Annotated in this window: 24 protein-coding genes and 1 tRNA gene; 16 read left to right on the top strand and 9 right to left on the bottom strand. The window is 53.1% G+C overall.

All coding sequences use genetic code 11. From position 1 onward, the window contains the following. Nucleotides 1-2: 2 nt before the first annotated feature. Nucleotides 3-2,387 carry an endonuclease MutS2 gene (locus tag ACK4IR_RS11175; protein ID WP_409874432.1) on the bottom strand — a complete coding sequence of 795 codons (2,385 nt, stop codon included), beginning with the start codon at nt 2,385-2,387 and terminating at the stop codon, nt 3-5. Between the two features lie 68 nt (nt 2,388-2,455). Next, nucleotides 2,456-3,412, bottom strand: coding sequence for an FHA domain-containing protein (locus ACK4IR_RS11170; RefSeq protein ID WP_409874431.1), 957 nt, complete (start codon nt 3,410-3,412; stop codon nt 2,456-2,458). Between the two features lie 204 nt (nt 3,413-3,616). Here ACK4IR_RS11170 and ACK4IR_RS11165 point away from each other — a divergent pair, with 204 nt between their 5' ends. Beyond that, nucleotides 3,617-4,093 (top strand): Dps family protein, encoded by a 477-nt coding sequence (locus ACK4IR_RS11165; RefSeq protein WP_409874430.1) that lies wholly within the window; start codon nt 3,617-3,619, stop codon nt 4,091-4,093. Nucleotides 4,094-4,118: 25 nt separating this feature from the next. On the opposite strand, the gene ACK4IR_RS11160 is transcribed toward ACK4IR_RS11165, so the two are convergent. Further along, nucleotides 4,119-4,469 carry a hypothetical protein gene (locus tag ACK4IR_RS11160; RefSeq protein WP_409874429.1) on the bottom strand — a complete coding sequence of 117 codons (351 nt, stop codon included), beginning with the start codon at nt 4,467-4,469 and terminating at the stop codon, nt 4,119-4,121. A gap of 317 nt (nt 4,470-4,786) precedes the next feature. On the opposite strand from ACK4IR_RS11160, the gene ACK4IR_RS11155 reads away from it, so the two are divergent. From ACK4IR_RS11155 to mutL, 8 genes are all read left to right on the top strand, one after another. Then, nucleotides 4,787-5,182: a roadblock/LC7 domain-containing protein gene (locus ACK4IR_RS11155; RefSeq protein ID WP_409874428.1), complete on the top strand. Its 396-nt coding sequence runs from the start codon at nt 4,787-4,789 to the stop codon at nt 5,180-5,182. Nucleotides 5,183-5,218: 36 nt separating this feature from the next. Beyond that, nucleotides 5,219-5,785, top strand: coding sequence for a GTP-binding protein (locus ACK4IR_RS11150; protein WP_409874427.1), 567 nt, complete (start codon nt 5,219-5,221; stop codon nt 5,783-5,785). Nucleotides 5,786-5,835: 50 nt separating this feature from the next. Then, nucleotides 5,836-6,696 carry a DUF4388 domain-containing protein gene (locus ACK4IR_RS11145; RefSeq protein ID WP_409874426.1) on the top strand — a complete coding sequence of 287 codons (861 nt, stop codon included), beginning with the start codon at nt 5,836-5,838 and terminating at the stop codon, nt 6,694-6,696. A 13-nt stretch (nt 6,697-6,709) separates the two neighbouring features. Next, on the top strand, nt 6,710-7,189 hold the full coding sequence (locus ACK4IR_RS11140) for a bacteriohemerythrin (RefSeq protein WP_409874425.1): 480 nt from the start codon (nt 6,710-6,712) through the stop codon (nt 7,187-7,189). A gap of 28 nt (nt 7,190-7,217) precedes the next feature. Continuing rightward, nucleotides 7,218-7,643 (top strand): bacteriohemerythrin, encoded by a 426-nt coding sequence (locus ACK4IR_RS11135; RefSeq protein ID WP_409874424.1) that lies wholly within the window; start codon nt 7,218-7,220, stop codon nt 7,641-7,643. Between the two features lie 106 nt (nt 7,644-7,749). After that, nucleotides 7,750-7,965, top strand: a complete 216-nt coding sequence (locus ACK4IR_RS11130; protein WP_409874423.1) for a DUF2555 domain-containing protein — start codon at nt 7,750-7,752, stop codon at nt 7,963-7,965. Next, entirely contained in the window at nt 7,952-9,169 is a 1,218-nt protein-coding gene (coaBC, locus tag ACK4IR_RS11125; protein WP_409874422.1) for a bifunctional phosphopantothenoylcysteine decarboxylase/phosphopantothenate--cysteine ligase CoaBC, read from the top strand. Before ACK4IR_RS11130 ends, coaBC begins: the two co-directional genes overlap by 14 nt. After that, on the top strand, nt 9,166-10,791 hold the full coding sequence (mutL, locus tag ACK4IR_RS11120; RefSeq protein WP_409874421.1) for a DNA mismatch repair endonuclease MutL: 1,626 nt from the start codon (nt 9,166-9,168) through the stop codon (nt 10,789-10,791). The genes coaBC and mutL overlap by 4 nt, the downstream gene beginning before the upstream one ends. On the opposite strand, the gene ACK4IR_RS11115 is transcribed toward mutL, so the two are convergent. Then, nucleotides 10,788-11,279, bottom strand: a complete 492-nt coding sequence (locus ACK4IR_RS11115) for an NADAR family protein (RefSeq protein ID WP_409874420.1) — start codon at nt 11,277-11,279, stop codon at nt 10,788-10,790. The genes mutL and ACK4IR_RS11115 overlap by 4 nt on opposite strands. 172 nt (nt 11,280-11,451) lie before the next feature. Here ACK4IR_RS11115 and psb27 point away from each other — a divergent pair, with 172 nt between their 5' ends. Both psb27 and ACK4IR_RS11105 read left to right on the top strand, forming a co-directional pair. Continuing rightward, nucleotides 11,452-11,856 carry a photosystem II protein Psb27 gene (psb27, locus tag ACK4IR_RS11110; protein WP_409874419.1) on the top strand — a complete coding sequence of 135 codons (405 nt, stop codon included), beginning with the start codon at nt 11,452-11,454 and terminating at the stop codon, nt 11,854-11,856. Continuing rightward, nucleotides 11,856-12,566, top strand: coding sequence for a M15 family metallopeptidase (locus ACK4IR_RS11105; RefSeq protein WP_409874418.1), 711 nt, complete (start codon nt 11,856-11,858; stop codon nt 12,564-12,566). The genes psb27 and ACK4IR_RS11105 overlap by 1 nt, the downstream gene beginning before the upstream one ends. Nucleotides 12,567-12,580: 14 nt before the next feature. Here the strand turns inward: ACK4IR_RS11105 and rpmB are convergent, their stop codons facing one another. The 5 genes from rpmB to pcrA form a co-directional block, all read right to left on the bottom strand. Further along, a complete protein-coding gene (gene rpmB, locus ACK4IR_RS11100) occupies nt 12,581-12,817 on the bottom strand; it encodes a 50S ribosomal protein L28 (RefSeq protein WP_024125479.1) in 237 nt (78 codons plus the stop codon). Between the two features lie 81 nt (nt 12,818-12,898). Beyond that, on the bottom strand, nt 12,899-13,537 hold the full coding sequence (locus ACK4IR_RS11095; RefSeq protein ID WP_409874417.1) for an LON peptidase substrate-binding domain-containing protein: 639 nt from the start codon (nt 13,535-13,537) through the stop codon (nt 12,899-12,901). A gap of 59 nt (nt 13,538-13,596) precedes the next feature. Beyond that, nucleotides 13,597-13,680: transfer RNA gene (locus ACK4IR_RS11090), tRNA-Leu, on the bottom strand. A gap of 63 nt (nt 13,681-13,743) precedes the next feature. Continuing rightward, nucleotides 13,744-14,190 (bottom strand): hypothetical protein, encoded by a 447-nt coding sequence (locus ACK4IR_RS11085; RefSeq protein ID WP_409874416.1) that lies wholly within the window; start codon nt 14,188-14,190, stop codon nt 13,744-13,746. Nucleotides 14,191-14,302: 112 nt separating this feature from the next. Continuing rightward, nucleotides 14,303-16,624: a DNA helicase PcrA gene (gene pcrA, locus ACK4IR_RS11080; RefSeq protein WP_409874415.1), complete on the bottom strand. Its 2,322-nt coding sequence runs from the start codon at nt 16,622-16,624 to the stop codon at nt 14,303-14,305. 853 nt (nt 16,625-17,477) lie between these two features. Here pcrA and menB point away from each other — a divergent pair. The 5 genes from menB to ACK4IR_RS11055 all read left to right on the top strand — a co-directional run. Then, complete coding sequence (gene menB / locus ACK4IR_RS11075) at nt 17,478-18,314, top strand: 1,4-dihydroxy-2-naphthoyl-CoA synthase (protein WP_409874438.1); 837 nt, start codon at nt 17,478-17,480, stop codon at nt 18,312-18,314. Between the two features lie 44 nt (nt 18,315-18,358). Beyond that, nucleotides 18,359-18,607 carry a Ycf34 family protein gene (locus ACK4IR_RS11070; protein ID WP_409874437.1) on the top strand — a complete coding sequence of 83 codons (249 nt, stop codon included), beginning with the start codon at nt 18,359-18,361 and terminating at the stop codon, nt 18,605-18,607. 63 nt (nt 18,608-18,670) lie between these two features. Further along, nucleotides 18,671-20,089, top strand: a complete 1,419-nt coding sequence (locus ACK4IR_RS11065) for a TrkA-related ion transporter (protein ID WP_409874414.1) — start codon at nt 18,671-18,673, stop codon at nt 20,087-20,089. A 4-nt stretch (nt 20,090-20,093) separates the two neighbouring features. Then, entirely contained in the window at nt 20,094-20,624 is a 531-nt protein-coding gene (locus ACK4IR_RS11060) for an SRPBCC family protein (RefSeq protein ID WP_409874413.1), read from the top strand. A 2-nt stretch (nt 20,625-20,626) separates the two neighbouring features. Further along, on the top strand, nt 20,627-20,831 hold a 205-nt coding region (locus tag ACK4IR_RS11055; protein ID WP_409874412.1), incomplete at its 3' end, for a hypothetical protein.

The raw sequence follows: 20,831 nt of genomic DNA, 5'->3' as shown, positions 1-20,831 counted from the left end.
TCCTATAACTGCACAATGGTTACCCCGCGGCCGCCCTCTTCAGGAGGCGCAAGGCAATAGCTTTGAACGCCGGGGTGCTGATCTAAAAATTGATGCACAAAGCGGCGGAGGGCGCCACTGCCGTGGCCGTGGATAATCCAAACCGTTCCTTGCTGACGGTTGAGAAACTCTTCAAGGAGGGGTTCTGCCTCGTGGGTACGCTTGCCCCGCAGGTCAAGGGTGCGGCTCTCGGTGCGAATGGCCACTGCGGTGGTCTGGGCGGGGGGTGCAGGGGGAGCTTGAGGAGCTTTGGGTTGAGGCGGCGTTTGTACCGGTTCTCCTTGGAGGGACTCCACGGCGTGGGGCGGCACCGTAAATTTCACAGCCCCCACTTGGACGACAATCTCCCCCTGCCGGCCGACACTGAGAACTTCGCCCACCTGTTGCCATTGGGGCAAGCGGACGCGATCGCCCGGCCGAGGTATAAAGCCGGGAGACGGAGGGGGCGGTAGATAGGTTTTCTCAATCCGATGTAGAGCCGTTTGGGCAGCTTGCACCTGTTCGGGGCTATTGGCGCGTTGCAGTTGGGCAATGACTTGGGCAATTTGCCGCTGAGCCTCATGAAGGGCAGTGCGTACTTGCTCTTCCTGTTGTTGGCGAAGTTGCTGTTGCTGCTGGCGCAGTTCCTGTGCTTTGGTGGCAATTTCTTGGTAGAGGGCTTCGGTATCCCGCAGCAGGGCTGCCGCCGCGGCGGTTTTGGCCTCTTGGGCTTGGCGTTGGCTCACCAGTCCCATAATCATTTCATTGATGCTGTTGCTCTCACTGCTGAGAAAGGCCTTGGCCTCCTCAATAATGCTGGGGGATAGCCCCAACCGCTGGGCGATCGCCAGAGCATTGGATTGCCCCGGAATGCCCCACAGTAGCCGATAGGTGGGCGCTAGCGTCTCCTCATCAAATTCCACGGCGGCATTTTCAAAGCGGCTGTCCTGATACTTCAACGCCTTGAGTTCGCCATAGTGGGTAGTGGCAAAGGTGAGACTGGCGTGATCCGCTAGATAGCGCAACAGGGCGATCGCTAGTGCTGTGCCCTCGGTGGGGTCTGTGCCCGCGCCGATTTCATCCAGCAGTACCAACGTATTGCCGCCTGCAACCTCTAGCTCCGCCAGAATATCGCGGATATTGCAGATATGACTGGAAAAGGTGGAGAGGTTTTGGGTGAGGGACTGCTCATCGCCAATGTCTGCCCAAATCCCCGTAAACCAGGGCAACTCCACCGGTGCAGCCGCCGGCACGTACAGCCCCGCCTTGGCCATCAGGGCTGCCAATCCCAGAGTTTTGAGGGTTGCCGTTTTCCCGCCGGTATTCGGACCGGTAATGGTCACCACTTGGGTGGGGGGCTGCACTTCAATGTCAATGGGAACCACTGCCTGCCCCTGTTCATGGTGCTCCTGCCACACCAAGAGGGGATGGCGCAGGGCCTTCAGATGCAGCCGCCTCTCACTGACAAATTGCGGCGGGTTTCCCTGCAACCAAAGACTGTAGCGGGCACGGGCAACCGCCATATCGAGGCTGGTCAGCACATCGAGCAAATACCACAGATCGTCACTGATGGTGGCCAATTGATCCGAGAGGGCTTGGCAGACGGCACGTTCGGCCTCGGCCTCCTGATGGGCAAGTTGTTGTAGGCGGTTTTGCAGATCAACGGTTTCCTGCGGCTCAATGTAGAGGGTGGCACCACTGGCGGAAAGATCGTGGACAATCCCCGGAATCTGGTCTTTGTGGCCGGCCTTGACCGCCAAGACATAGCGATCGCGCCGTTGGGTAACCACTGCCTCTTGAATGGCACTGACCCGCTGCTGGAGAATGTGCTGAAGTTGCTGCTGGATCTGGGCGCGGCACTGCCGTTGCTGTTGCCGAATCTGCGCCAATTCGGGACTGGCGCGATCGCTCACCTGACCCTGATCGGTAATGCAGCGGTAGATTTCTTGGCAGACTTCTGGATAGGTACGGACACCGGCCACCAATTGTTGCAGTTCCTTGAGTTGCTCATGTTCCTCAATTTGCCGCCGCTGCTGCCGCGCCGCACTCAACAGGTGGGCGATCGCCAGTAATTCCGTTCCTTGTAAGCAGCCCTGACGATCGAGTCGCTGAAGGGCCGGTTCGATATCCGCCACTTGGCTGAAATCTAAGCGCACTTGGTGCACTGTTTCTAGGGCAATCACCTCTGTGGTTTGCGCCAACAGCACTTGACTGGCCGCTTGGGTACCCCCAAGAATCTCTCCCCCTTGAAGCTGACGCATCCCCCGTTTGGTCGAGGCAAACGTTGCCAACTCCTGACATAGACGCGGCCACTCCAGCCGCCCTAGGGATTTATCGAGCGCACTAATTTGTGACGTTGTAACAACCAATGTTCGCTATCTGCTGAAAACACTACTTTCACTGACTGTAGCACTGCTCACCCATCCGTGCAGCGGTTCTAGAGGACAATCCCAGACATCTCCGTATCTACCAAGCCTTGCAGTTTCAGGAGGGTACTGGTGAGAGCTTCAGGATTGAAGTAGGTCCACTCAATGGCTTGGGCGATCGTTTGCAATCGCTCTGTAATGCTCGTGAGTTCTGAAAACAGATTTTCGCGCGGCAAACCCGCAAAAAGTGCCATTGCGCCTTGATTGACTGCCCACTTGCACTCCGATTCATGGATACGGGTGCGCATGCCACTGAGGAGAATGACATTCATTTCTGGATAGCGCTGGCGATACTGGCGACAAAAATCGTAGGGATTGGTTTTTGGCATCCCCAAATCCAAGAGCAATAGGCTGATTTTGCAGTTAAGAGATTCCACATGGGCAATGATTTTTTCTAACTCAAAGTGGGAAGTTGCCCAAATCGTCGAAATCCCTTGCGAGTTCAATAATTCCCGCCACATTTCCCCTTGAGTACGCGAAGAGTGGGTCATCAGCACCGTGACTTGCCCCCTGCTCTCATGGGAGTGGTTGGTGTAGGGGCGAGGACTCGGCACATCCCGCAGGTCAATGTATTCCAGTTCTGACTCACCAATCGAAATGCGATCGCCATGCTTGAGGATATGGGGCGCCTGGACACGGCTATTACCGATAAATGTCCCATTCATGCTCTTGAGGTCGGTCAAACGGTAGGAATGATCCGCTTGCCGTTCAATACGAATGTGATGCCGCGAACACCAGCGATCCGGAAGAACAATATCACAGTCTTTACTTCGACCGATTTGCCAAACCGGTAACTGATCCAACACAATTGAACGTTGCATGTAAACTGAGTGCAATAATAACCGGGCTGTGGGTGCCGCTAGAATTAGCTCACTGGGACGCATGAACCCCCGCTGCTGTTCACCAGAGCGAGTCGGCGATTGCAAGTGGGGAATGTAGGTACCGCCGGGATTGACCGAAGCATCCATAGGAGCAGTTAAAAACACTAGATTGAGTTGGTTATTATGCTGTTTATCCTAACTTTGATAAGCAGCAGGGAGCCACCTTTATCTTAAATGACAATAGACTGACACCAGTCCACCTACAGACTGCCAAAGCGTACTCGTTATGAGTATGATTAAGTAAGACAAGATCGTTTAATGACAGTTGAATGACTGTCAAAGGAGACTGCTATGGGTACCACAACAACGCTGAAAGAGCAAGTGCTGACCACGCTAAAACGGGAACAGGCCAATGCGGTGGTCATGTATTTGAACTACAAAAAGTACCATTGGTTGACCTACGGCCCTCTGTTCCGGGACTTACACCTGCTCTTTGAAGAACAGGGGTCAGAGGTTTTTGCCATGATTGATGAACTGGCAGAGCGTAGCCTGATGCTCGATGGCCAACCTGTGGCAGACCCGGCAGATTACTTAAATGTGGCAACCGTACCCCCATCGAGTGGCCAACTCACGGTCAAGCAAATGATCGAGGAGGCGATCGCCAACCATGAGCTGATCATTACCGAAATGCACCAAGATGCCGAGGTCGCCACTGAGGCTGGGGATATTGGTACTGCCGATCTCTACACCCGCTTGGTGCAAACTCACCAAAAACATCGCTGGTTCCTCAAGGAGTTCTTAGCTAAAGGCGATGGCTTGGTGAACTAACATCCCTCCCTAGGGGGTTGAGTCTCTAGTTGCGAATCACCCCATTGTAGTTAACAGTGGTGCGTCCGTCAGGCGCCACGGTAACCACCGTTTCAATGCTGGGCAGCGGCTGCGGAACTCCGTTCTTGACCCCATAGCCTAAGATACGAAATGTATAGGAGCCATCTGCGTTGCGGACGTAGGGTGCGTACATCGAGGCATCAGCGCGATAGCGACTCAATCCCCCATTCACTCGTTCCGCAGCTTGGCGAGCATAGTTTCGAGCACGAACTAACTCAGCAATATTAGGCACTTCAGAACTTGTTCCTTGGGCTAGGGTGCCGGTAATAGGCAAAAAAACGGCGCTCACAAAGAAGACCCCGCCTAGGGTGGCCATCCTTCTTCTAACTGCCCATTGTCAGCGGCTGCTTCCCATACACCAGTTTCCCAAACGCACGTTACTCAACTATCCTACTGAATGAGTGGGAAAAAGATTTCGTTTAACAATAAAAATAATAACAGCATCTGTTAACATTTTAGATATTTTGTTAAGCTTGCTTAAACTGTTTTCCAAGTTACACTTGGATTCATTGAGGGCAACCTACCATAGAACTAGGTAGGGTATTACTATTACTGAGATTTTGGATTAGAGAGCGTCAGCAACACCACACCTTACCGGTGTTGATTGAGTTGATTTTTATCAAGGAGTACTTTATGGCAATCAACGCAGCAAAACTTCAGGCAACATTACAAAAATTTGTTGCTGATGTGAGTAACGTTCAGGGGGCGGCACTGGTTTCTCCCGATGGCTTGACCTTAGCGGCAGCCTTACCGGTAGGAATGGATGATGAGCGAGTGGCAGCCATGTCAGCGGCGATGCTGTCCTTGGGTGAACGGATCGGCCGAGAACTGAGTCGGGGTCAAATTGAGCGGATTCTTGTTGAAGGGACAAACGGCTATGGCATTCTTACTAGCTGTACTGACGAGGCAGTATTGCTGGTATTAGCAGATGCAGCAGCCAAGCAAGGCATTATCAACCTTGAGATTAAAAATATCATTGCTGAATTGCAGCCACAGTTAACAGGGGGATTGCAATCAGTGAGTGTTTAACCGTCCCTGTCCTCAACACAGGAGGAGCGTAGTGCCATGGAAATCATGCGGATTGTCATTACCGGGCCGGTGGGGGCAGGGAAATCCACCTTCATTCGCACAATTAGCGAAATTGAACCCGTGGATACAGATCGCAAGGCCACTGATGACATCGCCAGTTGGAAAGCAAAAACAACTGTGGCAATGGATTTTGGCCGACTGCAATTTGGCCCGAATGTTGCGCTGCACCTCTACGGCACACCGGGGCAGGAGCGGTTTGATTTCATGTGGGAAATTCTGATTCGCAAGGCTCATGCCTTTATTCTCTTGGTCAGTTCCCATCGTCCTCAGGACTTTCGAGCTGCACGGCGGATTTTGGCCTTTATGCGCCATCGTGCCAAGATTCCGATGCTGATTGGCCTAAGTCATGCAGATAATCCGAATGCATGGCCGCCAGAGGATATCGCGATCGCCCTTGGCTATCTGAGTCCCCACAATCGCCCACCGATGGTGCAGGTGAATGCCCTTGATCAAGCTTCGGTTGCCGCAGCCATGATGAAACTGATTGAAGTCTATGCCAAACACCAAGCTGAACAATTGAACTGGGATGCTGTTAAGCACTAGTTAATTTTCAAGCTGGCAGGGACTCAAATTCATACAAAGGGGGAAACTAAATGAAAATCACTGGCTATTTGTCTGAATTTTCCTTAGGGGAAATCTTCCGCTTTTTAGAACAGGGACAAAAAACGGGTTGTCTTTCGATTAAGCCCATCGAAGCAGAGAACGCATTCCGCCTGCCACCTCAAAAATGCTACATTTTCTTCCGAGTGGGGCAGATTGTGGCTGCTAGCCGTGAGTTAGATCATCAAGGACTTCAGCAGTTGATTGAGCAGCGCGGCTTTCTCCATGTGACCACGATTCAGCGCATTCTGAAGTTGTATCCGCTCACTCAGCCCCTCGGTCTGGCGCTGAAAACGCAAGGGGCACTAGATAGCCAACAGTTGCAGTTGCTCTTCAAGTATCAAGTTCTCACTCCCATTCCAGAGCTGTTTAGTCTAGCGGAGGGATGGTTTAAGTTTGATGCCCATCACCCCTTACCGTTGGCGGAAATGACGGGCTTGAGTGCCCCGCCACGGGATGTGGCCTTAGCGGGTCTGCGTCTCTTGCAAGATTGGACCCCCCTGATGGACAAGTTGCCCTTACCTGATTCCACGATGATTAGTTTGAGTGAGGGGCAGCCTCCCTGCCGCCTGAACCCTCTAGAATGGCGAGTCTGGGAATATGTAGATAAAACCGTCACCTTAGAGGGAATTGCCCAAGCGCTCAATTTACCGACCTTAGAAGTCCAGAAAATCTGTTTTCGACTGATGATGGCTGGTCTGGTGGAAGAGATAGTCAACATTCCTACAGAAACCGCAACCAAAACACCACCTGCCCCATCTCCACCAACATCGGAAGTAAGTTTTTCTGTGAGCCAGTCATTTCTCAAGGGCGTGCTGTCATTCCTGAAAACTAAAGCTCAGCCAACGGTATGAAAGGAGGTTGACCATGACGGAAGTGACCCGTATTGAATGGACAGAGGAGTTGAAAACGAGCCATGCCGGCTTGGACACCCAGCACAAGGAATTGCTGACCATGGTCAATGAGCTGGGAGAGGCCATTCAGCAGGGACAGGGAGCAGCGACAATGAAGCGCATTTTTGCCTGTGCTTTGGCCTATGCCGATTGGCACTTTCGGTATGAAGAGGAGCTGGCTGCCAAATATCAATGTCCGATTGCTGAACGCAATTTGAAGGAGCATCAGGTTTTCCGACAGCTCATTGCCACGTTTGAGCAACAATACAAAGCAGCGCGCGCTGCCGAACTGGCCGGCCAAGGAAATCCAGAAACTCTGGAGGCTTTAGCAGTGACCTTTCATAAGCGCTTAGTGGATTGGACATTTCACCACATTGCGGTGGTGGATAAGCAAATCGGCGAGTACGTCAGCGCTGTGACGGCAGACGAAGTCAAGATGGCGACAGCCTGTTAAATGTACATTGCGTTTGGGAATCATAAGCATGGCTCTTACCTACTTTGAATGGACAAATGATTTAAAAACCGGTGTGGCAATGATTGATGCTCACCACCGCGAACTCGTGGAGGCAGTCAATGATCTCGCCGGGGCAATTAATCGCGGAGAGGGGCGAGGGGCAATTCAGCGACTACTTGCCTTCTTGAAGTACTACGCCGAGTGGCACTTTGAAAAAGAAGAAGCCTGTGCTCACCAAGCGCAGTGTCCCCTAGCAGAAACCAATTGTCAAGCACATCGCCAGTTTTTGACTCTCCTGAAGGATTTTCAAAGCGCCTATCGCCAATCACCTGACGATGAGTCTCTCGCTATTCGTCTCCATGAAAGCCTTGCCAATTGGCTTGTCAGCCATATTATGAAAATCGACAAAAAAATTGGTGAGTACCTCAATGCTCAGTCGCCGTCAATCTCCTGAGGGGCAAAGGAAGCCTGTTGTCTGGCGCGGGCAAGAGAGATGGATTTATTTCCTGCAGTTACGCTAGCTACAATAGAAATGAGCAGGTAAAAACCAAGGAGGGGGTATGGTGGTTACACACCACTATTCGCCAGAGTATATCAACCATCTCACACCAGAGGATGTGGCTGCTTTGGCACGGCGACTGGAGGAAGATGACTATGATACCCCCTTTGCCGCTTTAGAGGATTGGCATCTGCTGCGGGCGATCGCCTTCCAGCGACCTGAACTAGCAGAACCTTACCTGTATCTATTGGATTTAGAGGCCTTTGACGAATCCTAGAACAGTTCCCCATTTGCTGGTGGGGGTGGGGGGTGGCATTGCCGCCTACAAAGTCTGTGAGGTGATCTCGACGCAGGTGAAGGCGGGGTGGGAGGTCTCAGCCATTTTGTCGGAGACGGCCTCCCAATTCATTACGCCTTTAACCCTTTCCACCTTGTGCCGGCGATCGGTTTATACCGATGCGCAGTTTTGGCATCCCCAAGCGCCGCGACCCCTACACATTGAACTGGCGGAGACGGCAACACTGATGTTGATTGCGCCCCTGACGGCCAATACGTTGGCAAAATTAGCGCTGGGATTGGCGGACAATCTGCTTACCAGCACGGTGTTGGCCTCAACGATGCCAATTTTGGTTGCCCCAGCGATGAACACCACGATGTGGGAGCAACCGACGGTACAGACCCATTGGCAACAACTGCAACAACGATCCCGTTATCATTGCTTGCCCCCGACCGCTGGCCGCTTGGCCTGTGACAGTGTTGGTGTGGGACGGATGGCCGAGCCTCAGGAAATCATTGCCTATCTGGACTCCTTGGCCTATACCCACGGCAAGCGGGATTTAGCGGGGAAGCATCTGCTGATTACGGCCGGCGGCAGCCGTGAGTATTGGGATGCGGTGCGCTTCATCGGCAATCCGGCAACGGGGAAAATGGGGCTTGCTTTGGCAAGGGCAGCCCTGCATCGTGGCGCAAAGGTGACGCTCATTCATGGGGCGATCGCCGAAGTAATTCCACCGCAAGTGCGCGCCATTGAAGCGGTGAGTAGCGACAGAATGTACAAAGCAGTGATGGAAGTTTGGCCAGAGGCAGATTGGCTGGTGATGGCGGCCGCCGTTGGCGATGTCCGTCCAACGCAACAGTGGTCGGAAAAGCTGCCCAAGTCTGAGTTGCCGACGGCTTTACCCCTCAGCCCGGTGCCTGATATTTTGCAGATGGCGGCTCAGATGCGCCAGCCCCACCAGCGGCTGATTGGTTTTGCCGCCCAAACCGGGGAGATTGTGACGCCCGCCTGCGAAAAGCTAGAACGCAAGGGCTTGGATTTGATCGTCGCGAATGCCGTGGATCAAGCAGGTTGTGGCTTTGGTACTGCTGAGAATGCCGCGGTCGTGTTGGATCGTCAGGGGCGATCGCGCTCCCTTGCCAAGGTACCGAAGTTAATTCTGGCGCACCAAATTTTTGACCTTGCCCAAGAATGGCTTTCATGAGCGATGACCTCACGGTTGTCCCCTTACCTGTGCAAATGCAGCGGGCGATCGCTGCCGCTGAAACCCTTGACTCCCTTGCCACAGTTGTCCAAGAACTGGTAGAAAATGCCCTTGATGCCGGGGCGAGCCGCATTCATTTCGATTGGAACACTGCGGCTTGGCGCTTGGAAGTTACTGACAATGGCGAAGGTATTCGCCAAGCCGATTTAAGCCAAGTTGCCCTTCCCTACACCAGCAGCAAGTTACCTGCCACGGGGGAATTAGCCGACATCACAACCTTGGGATTTCGTGGTCAAGCCCTGCACAGTTTGGCACAAATGGCGCAGTTAACCATTTGCAGTCGCCATCGCGAGGCAGATACCGGTTGGCGAGTCAGTTATGATGCCCACGGTCAAGTGCGCAGCCAGCGTCCTCTGGGCATGGCGGTGGGGACTCAGATCATTGCTGAGCAAGTTTTTCAGGACTGGCCACAACGCCAGGAGGGAGCGAATCCGAAACAGGTGCAGCGGCGGCTTCAGGAAATTGCGCTGTGTTTCCCGCAGGTGGCTTGGCACCTCTTCAAGGATGGCAAGCGATGGGGTCACTGGCCGGCGGTGGCGTCTTTGGGCGATCGCCTGTTGCAACTGATCCCGCAACTCCATCCTCAGGATCTGCGCCAAATGAGTGATGCCCAGATCGAAGTAGTCCTAGCTCCTCCGGATCGTCACCATCGTCCCCGCCCCGATTGGTTAGGGGTGGCAGTCAATGGCCGTTGGGTAGAATTGCACAGTGATCCCTCGTGGCAGCAGGTGATTCTGGAGGCCTTTGGTCGCGGCCTGCCTCGGCAGCGCTTTCCCCTATGTATTGCCCATCTCCATTTGCCCCCGGCTGCAATTGACTGGTCAGCAGAACCCCAAAAGCGCACGATTTATCTACGGGAGCCAGAGCAATGGCAAGCTTTGTTGGCAGAACGTATTGGCCAACTCCTTGCTTCCCCGGCAACCCCCCTGAGTTATGCCAGCAGCTATCAGGTGCTTAAGGCCGCTGAACCCTCCAATCGCTATCGGACGCTGTTATCCCCTAACCCGGCTCAACCGTCCTTGCCAACGCTCAAAGTGGTCGGGCAGTTGCACAATACCTATATCATTGTTGAGCATGCCGAGGGAATCTGGTTGATTGAGCAGCACATTGCCCATGAACGGGTGCTTTATGAGCAAATTGAAGCCGATTGGCAGGCGGTCGAGCTAGATAAACCCGTCCTTTTGGCATCCCTGACCGAGGCTCAAGTGCAACGCCTACAGGACTGGGGGCTGGCGATCGCTCCCTTTGGGATGCAGGTTTGGGCCGTGCGCCGTGTGCCTGCTCTGTTGCGCGATCGCCCCGATGTCGTAGCCGCCTTGATTGAGCTGAGCCAAGTGGCGGATCTCACTGCCGCCAAGGTGGCCGTTGCCTGCCGCAGTGCCATTCGTAACGGTACGCCCCTCACCCTTGCAGAAATGCAAACCCTCGTGGAGCAGTGGTATCGCTGTCGTCAACCCCACACTTGCCCCCATGGCCGCCCCATCTGTTTGCAACTGCAAGAATCTAGCCTTGCCCGTTTTTTTCGTCGCCACTGGGTTCTGGGCAAAAGTCATGGCATTTAGCAAAAGGGGCAATCTTGCAGAGGGGTGAAGGTGTGAAGATCTGCCCCTTGGCGCAGACAGTGCCGCAAATGCATTAGCAGTCGTCCTAGATAGTTATAACCTTGGCGATCGCCCCCACAGCCCCAATAGCTATCTACCGGTGAATCCTCTACCAATTCTTCATCTCCCGTTCCTAAGAGCAGTTCTCGCAGCTCGGGATGGGTGGTAAATTTGGCCACAAGGGCACGCCACATGACCGGCTGTTTCAGTTGATCCCACTGGGGATGAACAGGGTAGCGACCACTGCGACCGAGTTGGGCAGCCGCTTCAGGAGTTGGCGCAATGCGAATGATATGACCAAAGGCCTCATGGACAGTACCAAAGAATTTATGGGCTTGGTAGTAGTGCTCCGCTGTTGGCCAGTAATAGCCCTCTAGGGTAAACCCGTGGGGAGAGAAATTGGAAAAACTGCCGTAGGCATCCTTGACACGATAAAAGTAGATTGTCATTGCCAACCGCGTTCCCGCACCCCTTGATCACCTAAGCATTGGATGATGGCTGAGATCATCATGCCCCAAATGCAGCCCTTTGCGCAGGGATAGAACTGGGTTACGGGAGCCAATTCTTGCTAAGATCAGCCTCATGGGTATCTTAAGACCTAATTGTGTTTTGGGGTTTGATATGAAACGTTTTTGGGCGATGTTTTGCGCACTTTTTCTGAGTGTGTCACTGCTTCTGACTAGTTGTGCCAATGTGCCCAGTGGCCTGACGGGAAATTTTCGTGAAGATACCCTAGCGCTGATTGGTAGCCTGCGCGAAGCGATCGCCCTACCGGAGAATGACCCCAACAAGAAGGCGGCTCAAGCAGAGGCTCGCAAAAAGCTCAATGACTTCTTTGCCCTCTATCGTCGCGATGACTCCCTGCGATCGCTCTCCTCCTTTATGACAATGCAAACCGCGCTGAATTCCCTCGCGGGTCATTACAGTTCCTATCCCAACCGTCCCCTGCCTGAGAAGCTCAAAGCCCGTCTCGAACAGGAGTTTAAGCAAGTTGAACTTGCCCTTGATCGCGAAGCTCAGTCTTAATGGCGGGGAAGCCCTACACCCAAATTCCTATTCAAGAGTGTGGGGAACCCCTAGTACCGATTCCCCCTTCTTTCCTGCGACTGCAACCCCATCCCTATCAAAGTCTGGGTGCTCCCTATGGCAATATTTCGCCCTTTTATTTGCGGGTAGGGGTCATTGCTGCTCTTGAGCGTGCCCAAGCGTTCCTAGAGCCTTACGGTTGGCAACTGGCAATTTTTGATGCCTACCGCCCGATAGCAGTGCAGCAGTTTATGGTGGCGCATACCTTTGCCACCCTCTGTCAAGAACAGGGGTATCATCCGCAGCAGCTTGAGCCGGCGATCGCCAGCGAGATTTGGCAGCAGGTTTATCAGTTTTGGGCCGTGCCCAGTTCAGACCCCCAGAAACCACCCCCCCACAGTACGGGTGCTGCCGTTGATCTTACCCTTGCTGACCAAGCAGGTCATCCTTTAGACATGGGGAGTGTTATTGATGAAGTGTCTCAGCGTTCCTTTCCCGATTTTTACGATCGCGATCCTGAGCAAGCCAGTGCCACCTGCTTTGCCGAGCGCCGCCAAATTCTCTATCAAGCAATGAGCAGTGCAGGATTCCAACGCCATCCCAACGAGTGGTGGCACTTTTCCCTTGGGGATCAGTTGTGGGCTTGGCAAATGCAGCAAGAAACCGGCCGGCGGGACATCATCGCTCGCTATGGCCGCGTGGATTTTTGAGAGGGGGTAATTACTTACAACTTGTTGAGATTCAACCCAGCTTCCTTGGCAAAAGCACTCAGGCCTTTGCGCTCAAGGGTTTTAATCGCTTTGGTAGAAAGGCGCAGTCGCACCCAACGCTTGCCCTCTGGCCACCACACCCGTTTCCATTGCAAATTGACTTCTTGCAGTTTTTTCGTCCGCCGGTGGGAGTGCGAAATCGCGTAGGCGTTATTGGCTTTTTTTCCAGTCAGTTGACAAACGCGGCTCATTGGTTTTCTCCCCTGCAAGGCAATGTGATGCAAAATAACCAAGGCTTCTAGCCTAACATACCCAGTTGCGAAGGGTAAAGCTTATTTGAAAGTTTCCTTGAGAACTGTGCGCGCCGCCAAGTGATTACGGGTGGTGGTTAAAACTTCTGCTTCCCGCAGCAGGCGATCGTAGGTGGACTGTAGCTCTAAAAGGCGTTGCTGCTCCTGAGCGACACCGCGGAAATTACTGGCAATCCAATAGGAGAGTTCAAGGGCAGCCGTAGGCACATCTGGGGGCAATTCCATGGGTTGTTCCGTCAGTTTTGCTGAGAGCCGCACCACATCCTCGAGGAGTTGGCGCACTTCTTTGGCCAAAGGACGCAGATCTATGCTGGTGGGTTCATCCTCAATCCACTCCACCAGTCCAACCCGGTAGGGTTTTTCGCGCACATAGTCAAGAATGCGAAACCGCTGCTGCCCCAAGGAATCAATCAGCATCCGGTCATCGGGGAGCCGTTCGTAGCGACGCACTTCGGCACAACAGCCCACCGTTGCTGGTCGTCCTGTCTGCGGATCCCACATCACAATGCCAAAGCGGCGATCGCTCTCCAGAATCGTATTCATCATGATGCGGTAGCGAAATTCAAAAATGTGAAGCGGTAGGGGTCGCCCTGGAAAGAGCACGACATCGGGTAAGGGGAAAATGGGGAGTTCGCGAACGGCAATGGACGAAAAAGCCATAATGACAGCGCACAGAAGCCAATGCTTCTATCGTACCGTACTTTGCAATCTTGCTATGATGCGGAACCGGGGACTTGAACCCCGAAGTCCTTGCGGACACTAGAACCTGAATCTAGCGCGTCTACCAATTCCGCCAGTTCCGCTCTTGATAGATTTTGGTCAGCGATCTTTTATTATCTTGGGTTTGGTAGAGTTCTGTCAACTCATCATTTCATCTTGCCCCTGAAAGTGAGCACAAAGGGCTGACCATCCAATTGACCATTACCCGCCAAGTTGAGAATAGACTGCTGACCGCCACAACGGATATTGAGCGTGCCATTGGCATCGGCCATACCAGAACTGGTCAGGCGAATCCGCAAATTGTAGGCATCTTGCTGGATGACGTTGCCGGCAAAGCCAATATAGTTGCCATCGGCGAGTTGTATATTGATATCCGCCACTTTTTGCGGATCAATGGCAATGCTCATAAACGTCACTTTTTGCCCCGAACGGCCACTGATACGAAATAGCCCCTCCCCCCTATCGGCGTAGAAGGTGGTTTCTGCGGGTTGTGCTTGCTGAGCTACCATTGCCGGCACTTGGGGGGCGATCGCGTAGCTACTTACCCCGGCGCTGAGGGCAAGAAGGGTTGCTGCAATAATGTTGCTGCTCACGGGGAATTCCTATCAGTTCATGGTGATCATGACGCTTGAAAAGCGTGAATTGTGCCCCAAAAGACGCATTCTGTAATCAGATCTTTCTCAACCTCCGATGGGCTGGCGCAAGTTACAGCCGCTCAAGGGGTGTCAGCCGAGGATCAACCACCTTTTGCCCGCGTCGTGGGAAACGAATGGCCAAGGAGAGCTTCGGCCCGGTATCAAAAACGTGGGTAATTTCCCCTTCGCCATAGACGGGATGCAGGATGCGATCGCCCACCCGCCAAGGAGAGGCAGCGGCCTTGCCCAACCGTGAGGCGGAGGTTTTCCCAAAAGAGAGCATTTTAGGCCGCCGCTGCCCACTGCCCGTGAGCAGTTCAGGGGGGATCTCCGTCAAAAATTGCGAAGGAATCGTATCTTCACTTCCATCGTAGCGGCGACGGCGATGGGCAAAGGTGAGAAACAGTCGTTCTTGGGCACGGGTGATGCCAACGTAGCACAGGCGACGTTCTTCCTCAAGCGCCATGGGGTCGTTGAGGCTGCGGAAGTTGGGAAAAAGTCCCTGCTCCATCCCCACCAAAAAGACAACGGGAAATTCTAGCCCCTTGGCGGCATGCAGGGTCATGAGGGAAACAGCCCCCTCTTTTGCCGGCAATGTATCTAAATCGGAGGCAAGGGCGGAACTGTGTAGAAAATCGCCGAGGCTTGCCCCCTCATTTTCTTCGCTAAACTGCCGGGCAGCGTTGACCAACTCCATCAGGTTTTGCAGGCGCTCTAGGCTGTCGTCGGTGCCCTCGTTTTCGAGTTCGCGGCGGTAGCCTGTCTCCTCAATGACGGTTTTCACCAGCTCAGGCAGTTCAATGTCGTCCACCAGCGATCGCAGGCGGGTCATTAGCGCCACAAATTGTTGCACGGCACGGGCAGCTCGTCCGGCCAAGGGCGTCATGGACTCGCTATCGGCAATGAAATCCCACAGGGAAATGCCGAGGGTTTGGGCGGCTTCACTTAGGCGATCCAAACTGGTTTTGCCAATGCCACGGCGGGGCACATTGATGATTCGGCGCAGACTCATGGTGTCGTAGGGATTTTGCAGCAGCCGCAAATAAGCGAGGATATCTTTGACTTCCTTGCGCTCATAGAATTTGAGACCGCCAACCACGGTGTAGGGAATGTTGGCGCGCACTAAGGCCTCCTCAAAGGGGCGAGATTGGGCATTGGTGCGGTAGAGAATGGCAAACCGTCCCCAGTGGGGTTCAAGGGAGGGGCGGCTCAGGGCTTTGATCTGTTGAACCACAAAATAGGCTTCATCGGTTTCGGTGTCGCACCCCTCACAGTGAATGGGTGCACCTTCTCCCTTGGTGGGACGCAGCACTTTATCAATGCGTTCGTGGTTGTGCTCAATGAGGTGATTGGCGGCCTGCAAGATATTGGCGACGGAGCGATAGTTTTCCTCTAGCTTGATCATTGTGCGGCTCTCCCCATCCGGCCGGCGATCGCCAAAATCCTTTTGAAACTCCATCAGGATGGTGAAATCGGCACAGCGAAAGGAATAGATGGACTGATCCACATCGCCGACAACAAAAATCGAGCGATCGCCCCAATTCTGGAACTGCTGGGGCGGAGTGCCATTGGTGGCGAGTAGGCGAATGAGATCGTACTGCGTGCGATTGGTGTCTTGGTATTCATCCACCAGAATATGTTGGAACTGCCGATGCCAGAATTCAAGGCGCTCAGGGTGCTGTCGGAAAAGCTGCACCGTTCGCAAAATCAGATCATCAAAGTCAAGGGCATTGTTCTTGGCAAGAGCGGCCTCGTAGCGACGATAAACCTCTGCGGCCACACGGCCGGCGGGCGATCGCTGCTCCTGCTCCAATTGATCGGGGGTTAGCCCTCGGTTTTTAGCATGGCTGATTTTGGAGCGCAGACTGCGCAGATCATGCTTGCGCTCATCAAGATTGAGTTCCCCGGTAACAATTTCTTTAATCAGGCTTTGCACATCCGACTCGTCAAAAATGGTGAAATGGCGCGTCCAGCGATAGCCTTGGGGATGTTGATAGGCTTGGATTTCCAAGCGCAGGAGTCGGGCACAAAGGCTGTGGAAGGTGCCAATCCAAAGGGGCTTCGTGTAGGTTTGATAGACCCGCGATCGCACCCGCTTCTCTTCTTGGGGAGAGAGATCCAGCCAGTCTCGCCCATAGAGTTGCCGCGCCATCTCTTGGCCAAAGAGGACTTCAAGCCGCTCCCTCATTTCGCGGGCGGCCTTATTGGTAAACGTTACCGCCAAAATATTTTCTGGTGCCACTTCATGATGGCGAACCAAATGGGCAATCCGATAGGTGAGCGTACGTGTTTTCCCGGAACCCGCCCCTGCCACCACCAACATGGGGCCACAATAGTGCTCCACCGCCCGCCGCTGTGCAGGATTCAGTCCTGCAAGAAAATCACTGCTCATGTCCTCCTCTGCCCATGCGCCTAAAGTTTCATGATACCTAACTATTACTGGTTCACTAATCAGTAGACTTGATATCAGAGGTAAGGGTATAAGGAAATCTTATAACAATTGACCAAGACTAAAAATCAAACCTATGACTTACAGTATATAAATGTTATTTACCTGTTATTTCATATGTTGTAAGCTAAAATCTAAACGAACTCGACTTGAGGATGATCCCAAACGAAAGCTAGGTAGTAAATGACTAGAGTAGTCAAAAAATTAAGCACCATGTTTTTCTTTCCTCTTCGTTTGGTTCGTAAGTTTATTATGGTTGGTATGCTTGTTCTTGCCCAAAGAGGTAACATCATAGCTTAAAAGGTTAGAAAAAAGCCTAGCTCAAAATATAATAGAAGATTATTTGAAAGCTATTTTTTACGTCGTACAGTACATTACTCAAGATTTTACTGGGTGTCATCAGAAATTAAGTTGAAAAGTTTGGGAGACTATATAACATACCTTTTCCCGCCTCCCCTAGGTGATAGATATTAATTTTTTTACGACTTTGCCCCTGTCTAGACCCCAGAACCCCTCAAGAATGAGAATCTATCTCACCCTCACAGTCGGTGACATGCTTCTTCGCTAACGTAAGGGTATAGCGAAAGCTTCCAATCACTGTTGACCTTTTCTGATTCACAGGTTGGGCAATCTCTAAACCGTCACAGGCAGACAGGTAATGTCCAACCCTGTAGAAGAGAACTACTGCGTATTAGCGGCACTGTAATTCCTAGATTGCTCATCATAACGTAACTTGACGGCAATTCCTTGTGCCACTAAGTTGCGATATAGTGGCAGTACCCTTGCGGAGTTTATGATGGACAGCGTCCACTGGCAGCAAGTTCACACCTACACGGACATCCTCTATCACAAAACGACGGGCATTGCCAAAATTACAATCAACCGTCCCCACAAGCGCAATGCCTTTCGCCCCCAAACCATCGTGGAAATGAGTCAGGCCTTTGAGGATGCCCGCAACGATCCCACGATTGGCGTTGTCCTGCTCACCGGGGCAGGTCCTCATACCGATGGCAAGTATGCCTTTTGTGCCGGCGGTGACCAGAGTGTGCGCGGTGAGGCAGGCTATCTGGATGAACAGGGGGTAGCACGGCTGAATGTGCTGGATCTGCAACGGCAAATTCGCTCCCTGCCGAAGGTGGTGATTGCCCTTGTGGCCGGCTATGCCATTGGCGGTGGCCATGTGCTGCACTTGGTCTGTGACCTCACCATTGCGGCCGAGAATGCTATTTTTGGGCAAACGGGGCCACGGGTGGGTAGTTTTGATGCGGGCTTTGGAGCCAGCTATCTTGCCCGCATTGTCGGTCAGAAAAAAGCCCGTGAAATTTGGTTTCTGTGTCGGCAATATAACGCCCAAGAAGCCTTGGCAATGGGTCTGGTCAACACGGTGGTTCCCGTTGAGGAGCTAGAAGCCGAGGGCATCCGCTGGGCACGACAAATCCTCAGCTATAGCCCCTTGGCAATTCGCTGCCTCAAGGCCGCCTTTAACGCCGACTGTGACGGCCAAGCGGGTCTTCAAGAATTGGCGGGCAACGCCACCCTGCTATACTATCTCACCCAAGAGAGCGCCGAAGGTAAACAGGCCTTTTTAGAAAAACGCCCCCCCAACTTTCAGCAGTTTCCTTGGCGACCCTAGGGGATGCGCTAGAGTAGGAGCATATGGCATTGGGAGAATCCGCCATGTGTATTTGCGTCAACTGCGCCCTTGTGGATCGCTGTACCACATACCATGCCGTTGAGGAGCAGCACCAACAACCCCATCTGACCCTGACGCCAGACTTTGACCCGATCGAACCCACTATCAATATCAATATCCGTACCCAAGGGGAAGAAATTCTATTGGAGTGGGATGTGGTCGGTTGTAAGAGCTTTGTGGAGGAGCAGGGACGGTGGGCAAAACTGCGTCCGGGAGAACTGATTCCCACCTAGCTGACTACAATTGACAACTTGCCGGCGATCGCGCCAATTTGATGTTCTCTGCTAGCGGCACTCATGGGACAAAGCCGGCTCAGACAACAGCTTGATCTATTTCTGCACTCACCCCGGGTAGAAGTCGGCCTGTTGGTATTAATCCTAGGGTGGGTGCTTTTAGTGGTGGTCGATCTCTTCTGGGTACAACCCGGCCACCCTAGTTTTTGGGTAATGCTGGCGGATTTCCCCCTGCGGCTGTGCTTTGTTATTGAGTTATTCCTCCGCTTTGCGATCGCCCGCAAAAAGCAACGATTTTTCCGCCACTACTGGCTTGATCTGGTGGCAATTCTCCCCATGCCGCCGCAGTGGATCCTGTTTCGTTTGCTGCCGCTGCTGCGTTTGCCCCGCGCCTCGATTCTGATTAACCGCAACCTGCACTACATTTCCCCCCAAATTTCTGGTCTTTACGGTGCCCAAATTTCAGCGCTGTTAATCATTGTGTTGATCATGCTCTTTGGGGGGCTGGCTTTTTATATTATCGAGGGAACCTCCAACCCCGACATCAAGACCCTTGGGGATGCCCTGTGGTACAGTTTCTTTTCTTTGGTGTCTGCCGAACCCATTGGCACCTATCCCCAAACCCATGCCGGTCGGCTCATTACCTTGGGGGTGGTCTTGGCGGGGCTGACCTTGTTTGCGGTCTTTACGGGGGTGGTGTCTGCCTTCATGGTGCAGCGGTTGCAGTCGGTCATGAGCGCCAAAAACTTTGACTTGGATGAGTTGCGCAACCACATTATCCTCTGTGGCTGGAACCGCAGTGCCCCCCTTGTGTTGCGGGAGTTGCAAAGCGATCCCCAAACCCGCCATGCGCCCATTGTCATTGTTGCCGAACTCGAACAGTTGCCCGTGAATGAGTTGCAGGCAGTGGATCAAAATCGCCTTTACTTTTATTCAGGAGACTACACGCGCATTGACGTTTTAGAGAAGGTGCAGATTTACCACGCTTCTCGTGCCATTCTCTTGGCAGATACCAGCCAGCCCCGCAGTGACCAAGACCGCGATGCCCGAACCGTTCTTGCTGCGCTGACTATGGAAAAACTCAATCCAACGATTTACACCTGTGCCCAGCTGTTGGATCGCAATAACAACGTGCAACTTCAGGCAGCGGGTGTCGAGGATGTGGTTGTGGCCGATGAAATGGCAGGTCACCTCATTGGCAATGCGGTGCGCAATCAAGGGGCAATGGATGTTTTTGCCGAACTGCTGACGGTACAGGTGGGGAACCAATTTTATCGGCTGCCTCTGCCACCAACGTTGGCCGGCAAAACCTTTTGGTCTGCACAACAGCACTTTAAGGAGCGGTACGATGCTGTTCTAATAGCTGTGGAACGTCGGATTGAGGGGCGCCGCCAGACGTATATTAACCCATCAATGGACTATGAGTTGCAGGTGGGAGATTACGTGGTGGTGATTGCGCGGCAGTGTCCACACTGGGGATAGGAGAATGAAAATTTTCTCCCAAGTACAGTTGCCTTTTCCCCGCGAGCACGTCTATCGCACCTATCGCGATCGCCTGCCGGAGCTGGTGAACTGGATGCCCAATGTCCGCGAAATAGAAGTGCAAGAACGCAAGGAGTCTCCCCAAGCCTTGGAGATGGTCTTGGTCTGGCATGGCGGCGGGGAAATTCCCGCAGCAGCACGGGCACTTCTGAGTGAAGCCATGCTTTCGTGGACAGACTATACCCATTGGGACGATCGCGACTATCTCACCCGCTGGCGCATTGCCCCCCATGCCTTTACCGAGGCCATTGACTGTCAAGGCGAAAATCAATTCATTGCTGCGGGCGATTCAACAATTATCACCAGCCGAGGCCATCTGCGCATTCATCCAAAACGCATTCCTGGAGTACCCTCATTTCTGGCTGGCGTGATTGCCCACGCTGTGGAGGAGTATCTCGGCCAACGCATCGAACCCAATTTTCAGCAATTGGCAGCAAGTGTGGCAACGTTTTTGCGTACTGAGGGAGGACAATAGGAATGAGAGTGCTAGAGCAAACCGACTATCGCTTGCGCTTGCGGGAACGCCCTTGGGCGATATGGTTGATGGGTGGGGTGTTTGCTCTACCTGAAAAGTGCCGCAGTGCTGGTGAAGCGGCAGACGACCGGCGGGAGGAATTACTCAATTTCAGCTTGTTGCTGAATATACTGGACAACGACGGAAAGAGGTGCTCCACCACAGGAA

This window comes from Thermosynechococcus sp. (genome assembly GCF_046299635.1).
Classification (GTDB): domain Bacteria; phylum Cyanobacteriota; class Cyanobacteriia; order Thermosynechococcales; family Thermosynechococcaceae; genus Thermosynechococcus.
Note: the sequence above shows the minus strand (reverse complement) of the source record. Positions and strands in the feature narration are given on the sequence as shown.

Bases quoted from the DNA above. Each gene is read 5' to 3' on its own strand.
- ACK4IR_RS11135 (WP_409874424.1), top strand. From the start codon at position 7,218: ATGGCTCTTACCTACTTTGAATGGACAAATGATTTAAAAACCGGTGTG.
- ACK4IR_RS11145 (WP_409874426.1), top strand. From the start codon at position 5,836: ATGAAAATCACTGGCTATTTGTCTGAATTTTCCTTAGGGGAAATCTTC.
- ACK4IR_RS11060 (WP_409874413.1), top strand. From the start codon at position 20,094: ATGAAAATTTTCTCCCAAGTACAGTTGCCTTTTCCCCGCGAGCACGTC.
- ACK4IR_RS11105 (WP_409874418.1), top strand. From the start codon at position 11,856: ATGGCGGGGAAGCCCTACACCCAAATTCCTATTCAAGAGTGTGGGGAA.
- ACK4IR_RS11115 (WP_409874420.1), bottom strand. From the start codon at position 11,279: ATGACAATCTACTTTTATCGTGTCAAGGATGCCTACGGCAGTTTTTCC.
- psb27 (WP_409874419.1), top strand. From the start codon at position 11,452: ATGAAACGTTTTTGGGCGATGTTTTGCGCACTTTTTCTGAGTGTGTCA.
- ACK4IR_RS11065 (WP_409874414.1), top strand. From the start codon at position 18,671: ATGGGACAAAGCCGGCTCAGACAACAGCTTGATCTATTTCTGCACTCA.
- ACK4IR_RS11070 (WP_409874437.1), top strand. From the start codon at position 18,359: ATGTGTATTTGCGTCAACTGCGCCCTTGTGGATCGCTGTACCACATAC.
- pcrA (WP_409874415.1), bottom strand. From the start codon at position 16,624: ATGAGCAGTGATTTTCTTGCAGGACTGAATCCTGCACAGCGGCGGGCG.
- rpmB (WP_024125479.1), bottom strand. From the start codon at position 12,817: ATGAGCCGCGTTTGTCAACTGACTGGAAAAAAAGCCAATAACGCCTAC.
- ACK4IR_RS11130 (WP_409874423.1), top strand. From the start codon at position 7,750: ATGGTGGTTACACACCACTATTCGCCAGAGTATATCAACCATCTCACA.
- menB (WP_409874438.1), top strand. From the start codon at position 17,478: ATGGACAGCGTCCACTGGCAGCAAGTTCACACCTACACGGACATCCTC.
- ACK4IR_RS11155 (WP_409874428.1), top strand. From the start codon at position 4,787: ATGGCAATCAACGCAGCAAAACTTCAGGCAACATTACAAAAATTTGTT.
- ACK4IR_RS11165 (WP_409874430.1), top strand. From the start codon at position 3,617: ATGGGTACCACAACAACGCTGAAAGAGCAAGTGCTGACCACGCTAAAA.
- ACK4IR_RS11140 (WP_409874425.1), top strand. From the start codon at position 6,710: ATGACGGAAGTGACCCGTATTGAATGGACAGAGGAGTTGAAAACGAGC.
- ACK4IR_RS11160 (WP_409874429.1), bottom strand. From the start codon at position 4,469: ATGGCCACCCTAGGCGGGGTCTTCTTTGTGAGCGCCGTTTTTTTGCCT.
- ACK4IR_RS11095 (WP_409874417.1), bottom strand. From the start codon at position 13,537: ATGGCTTTTTCGTCCATTGCCGTTCGCGAACTCCCCATTTTCCCCTTA.
- ACK4IR_RS11150 (WP_409874427.1), top strand. From the start codon at position 5,219: ATGGAAATCATGCGGATTGTCATTACCGGGCCGGTGGGGGCAGGGAAA.
- ACK4IR_RS11170 (WP_409874431.1), bottom strand. From the start codon at position 3,412: ATGGATGCTTCGGTCAATCCCGGCGGTACCTACATTCCCCACTTGCAA.
- mutL (WP_409874421.1), top strand. From the start codon at position 9,166: ATGAGCGATGACCTCACGGTTGTCCCCTTACCTGTGCAAATGCAGCGG.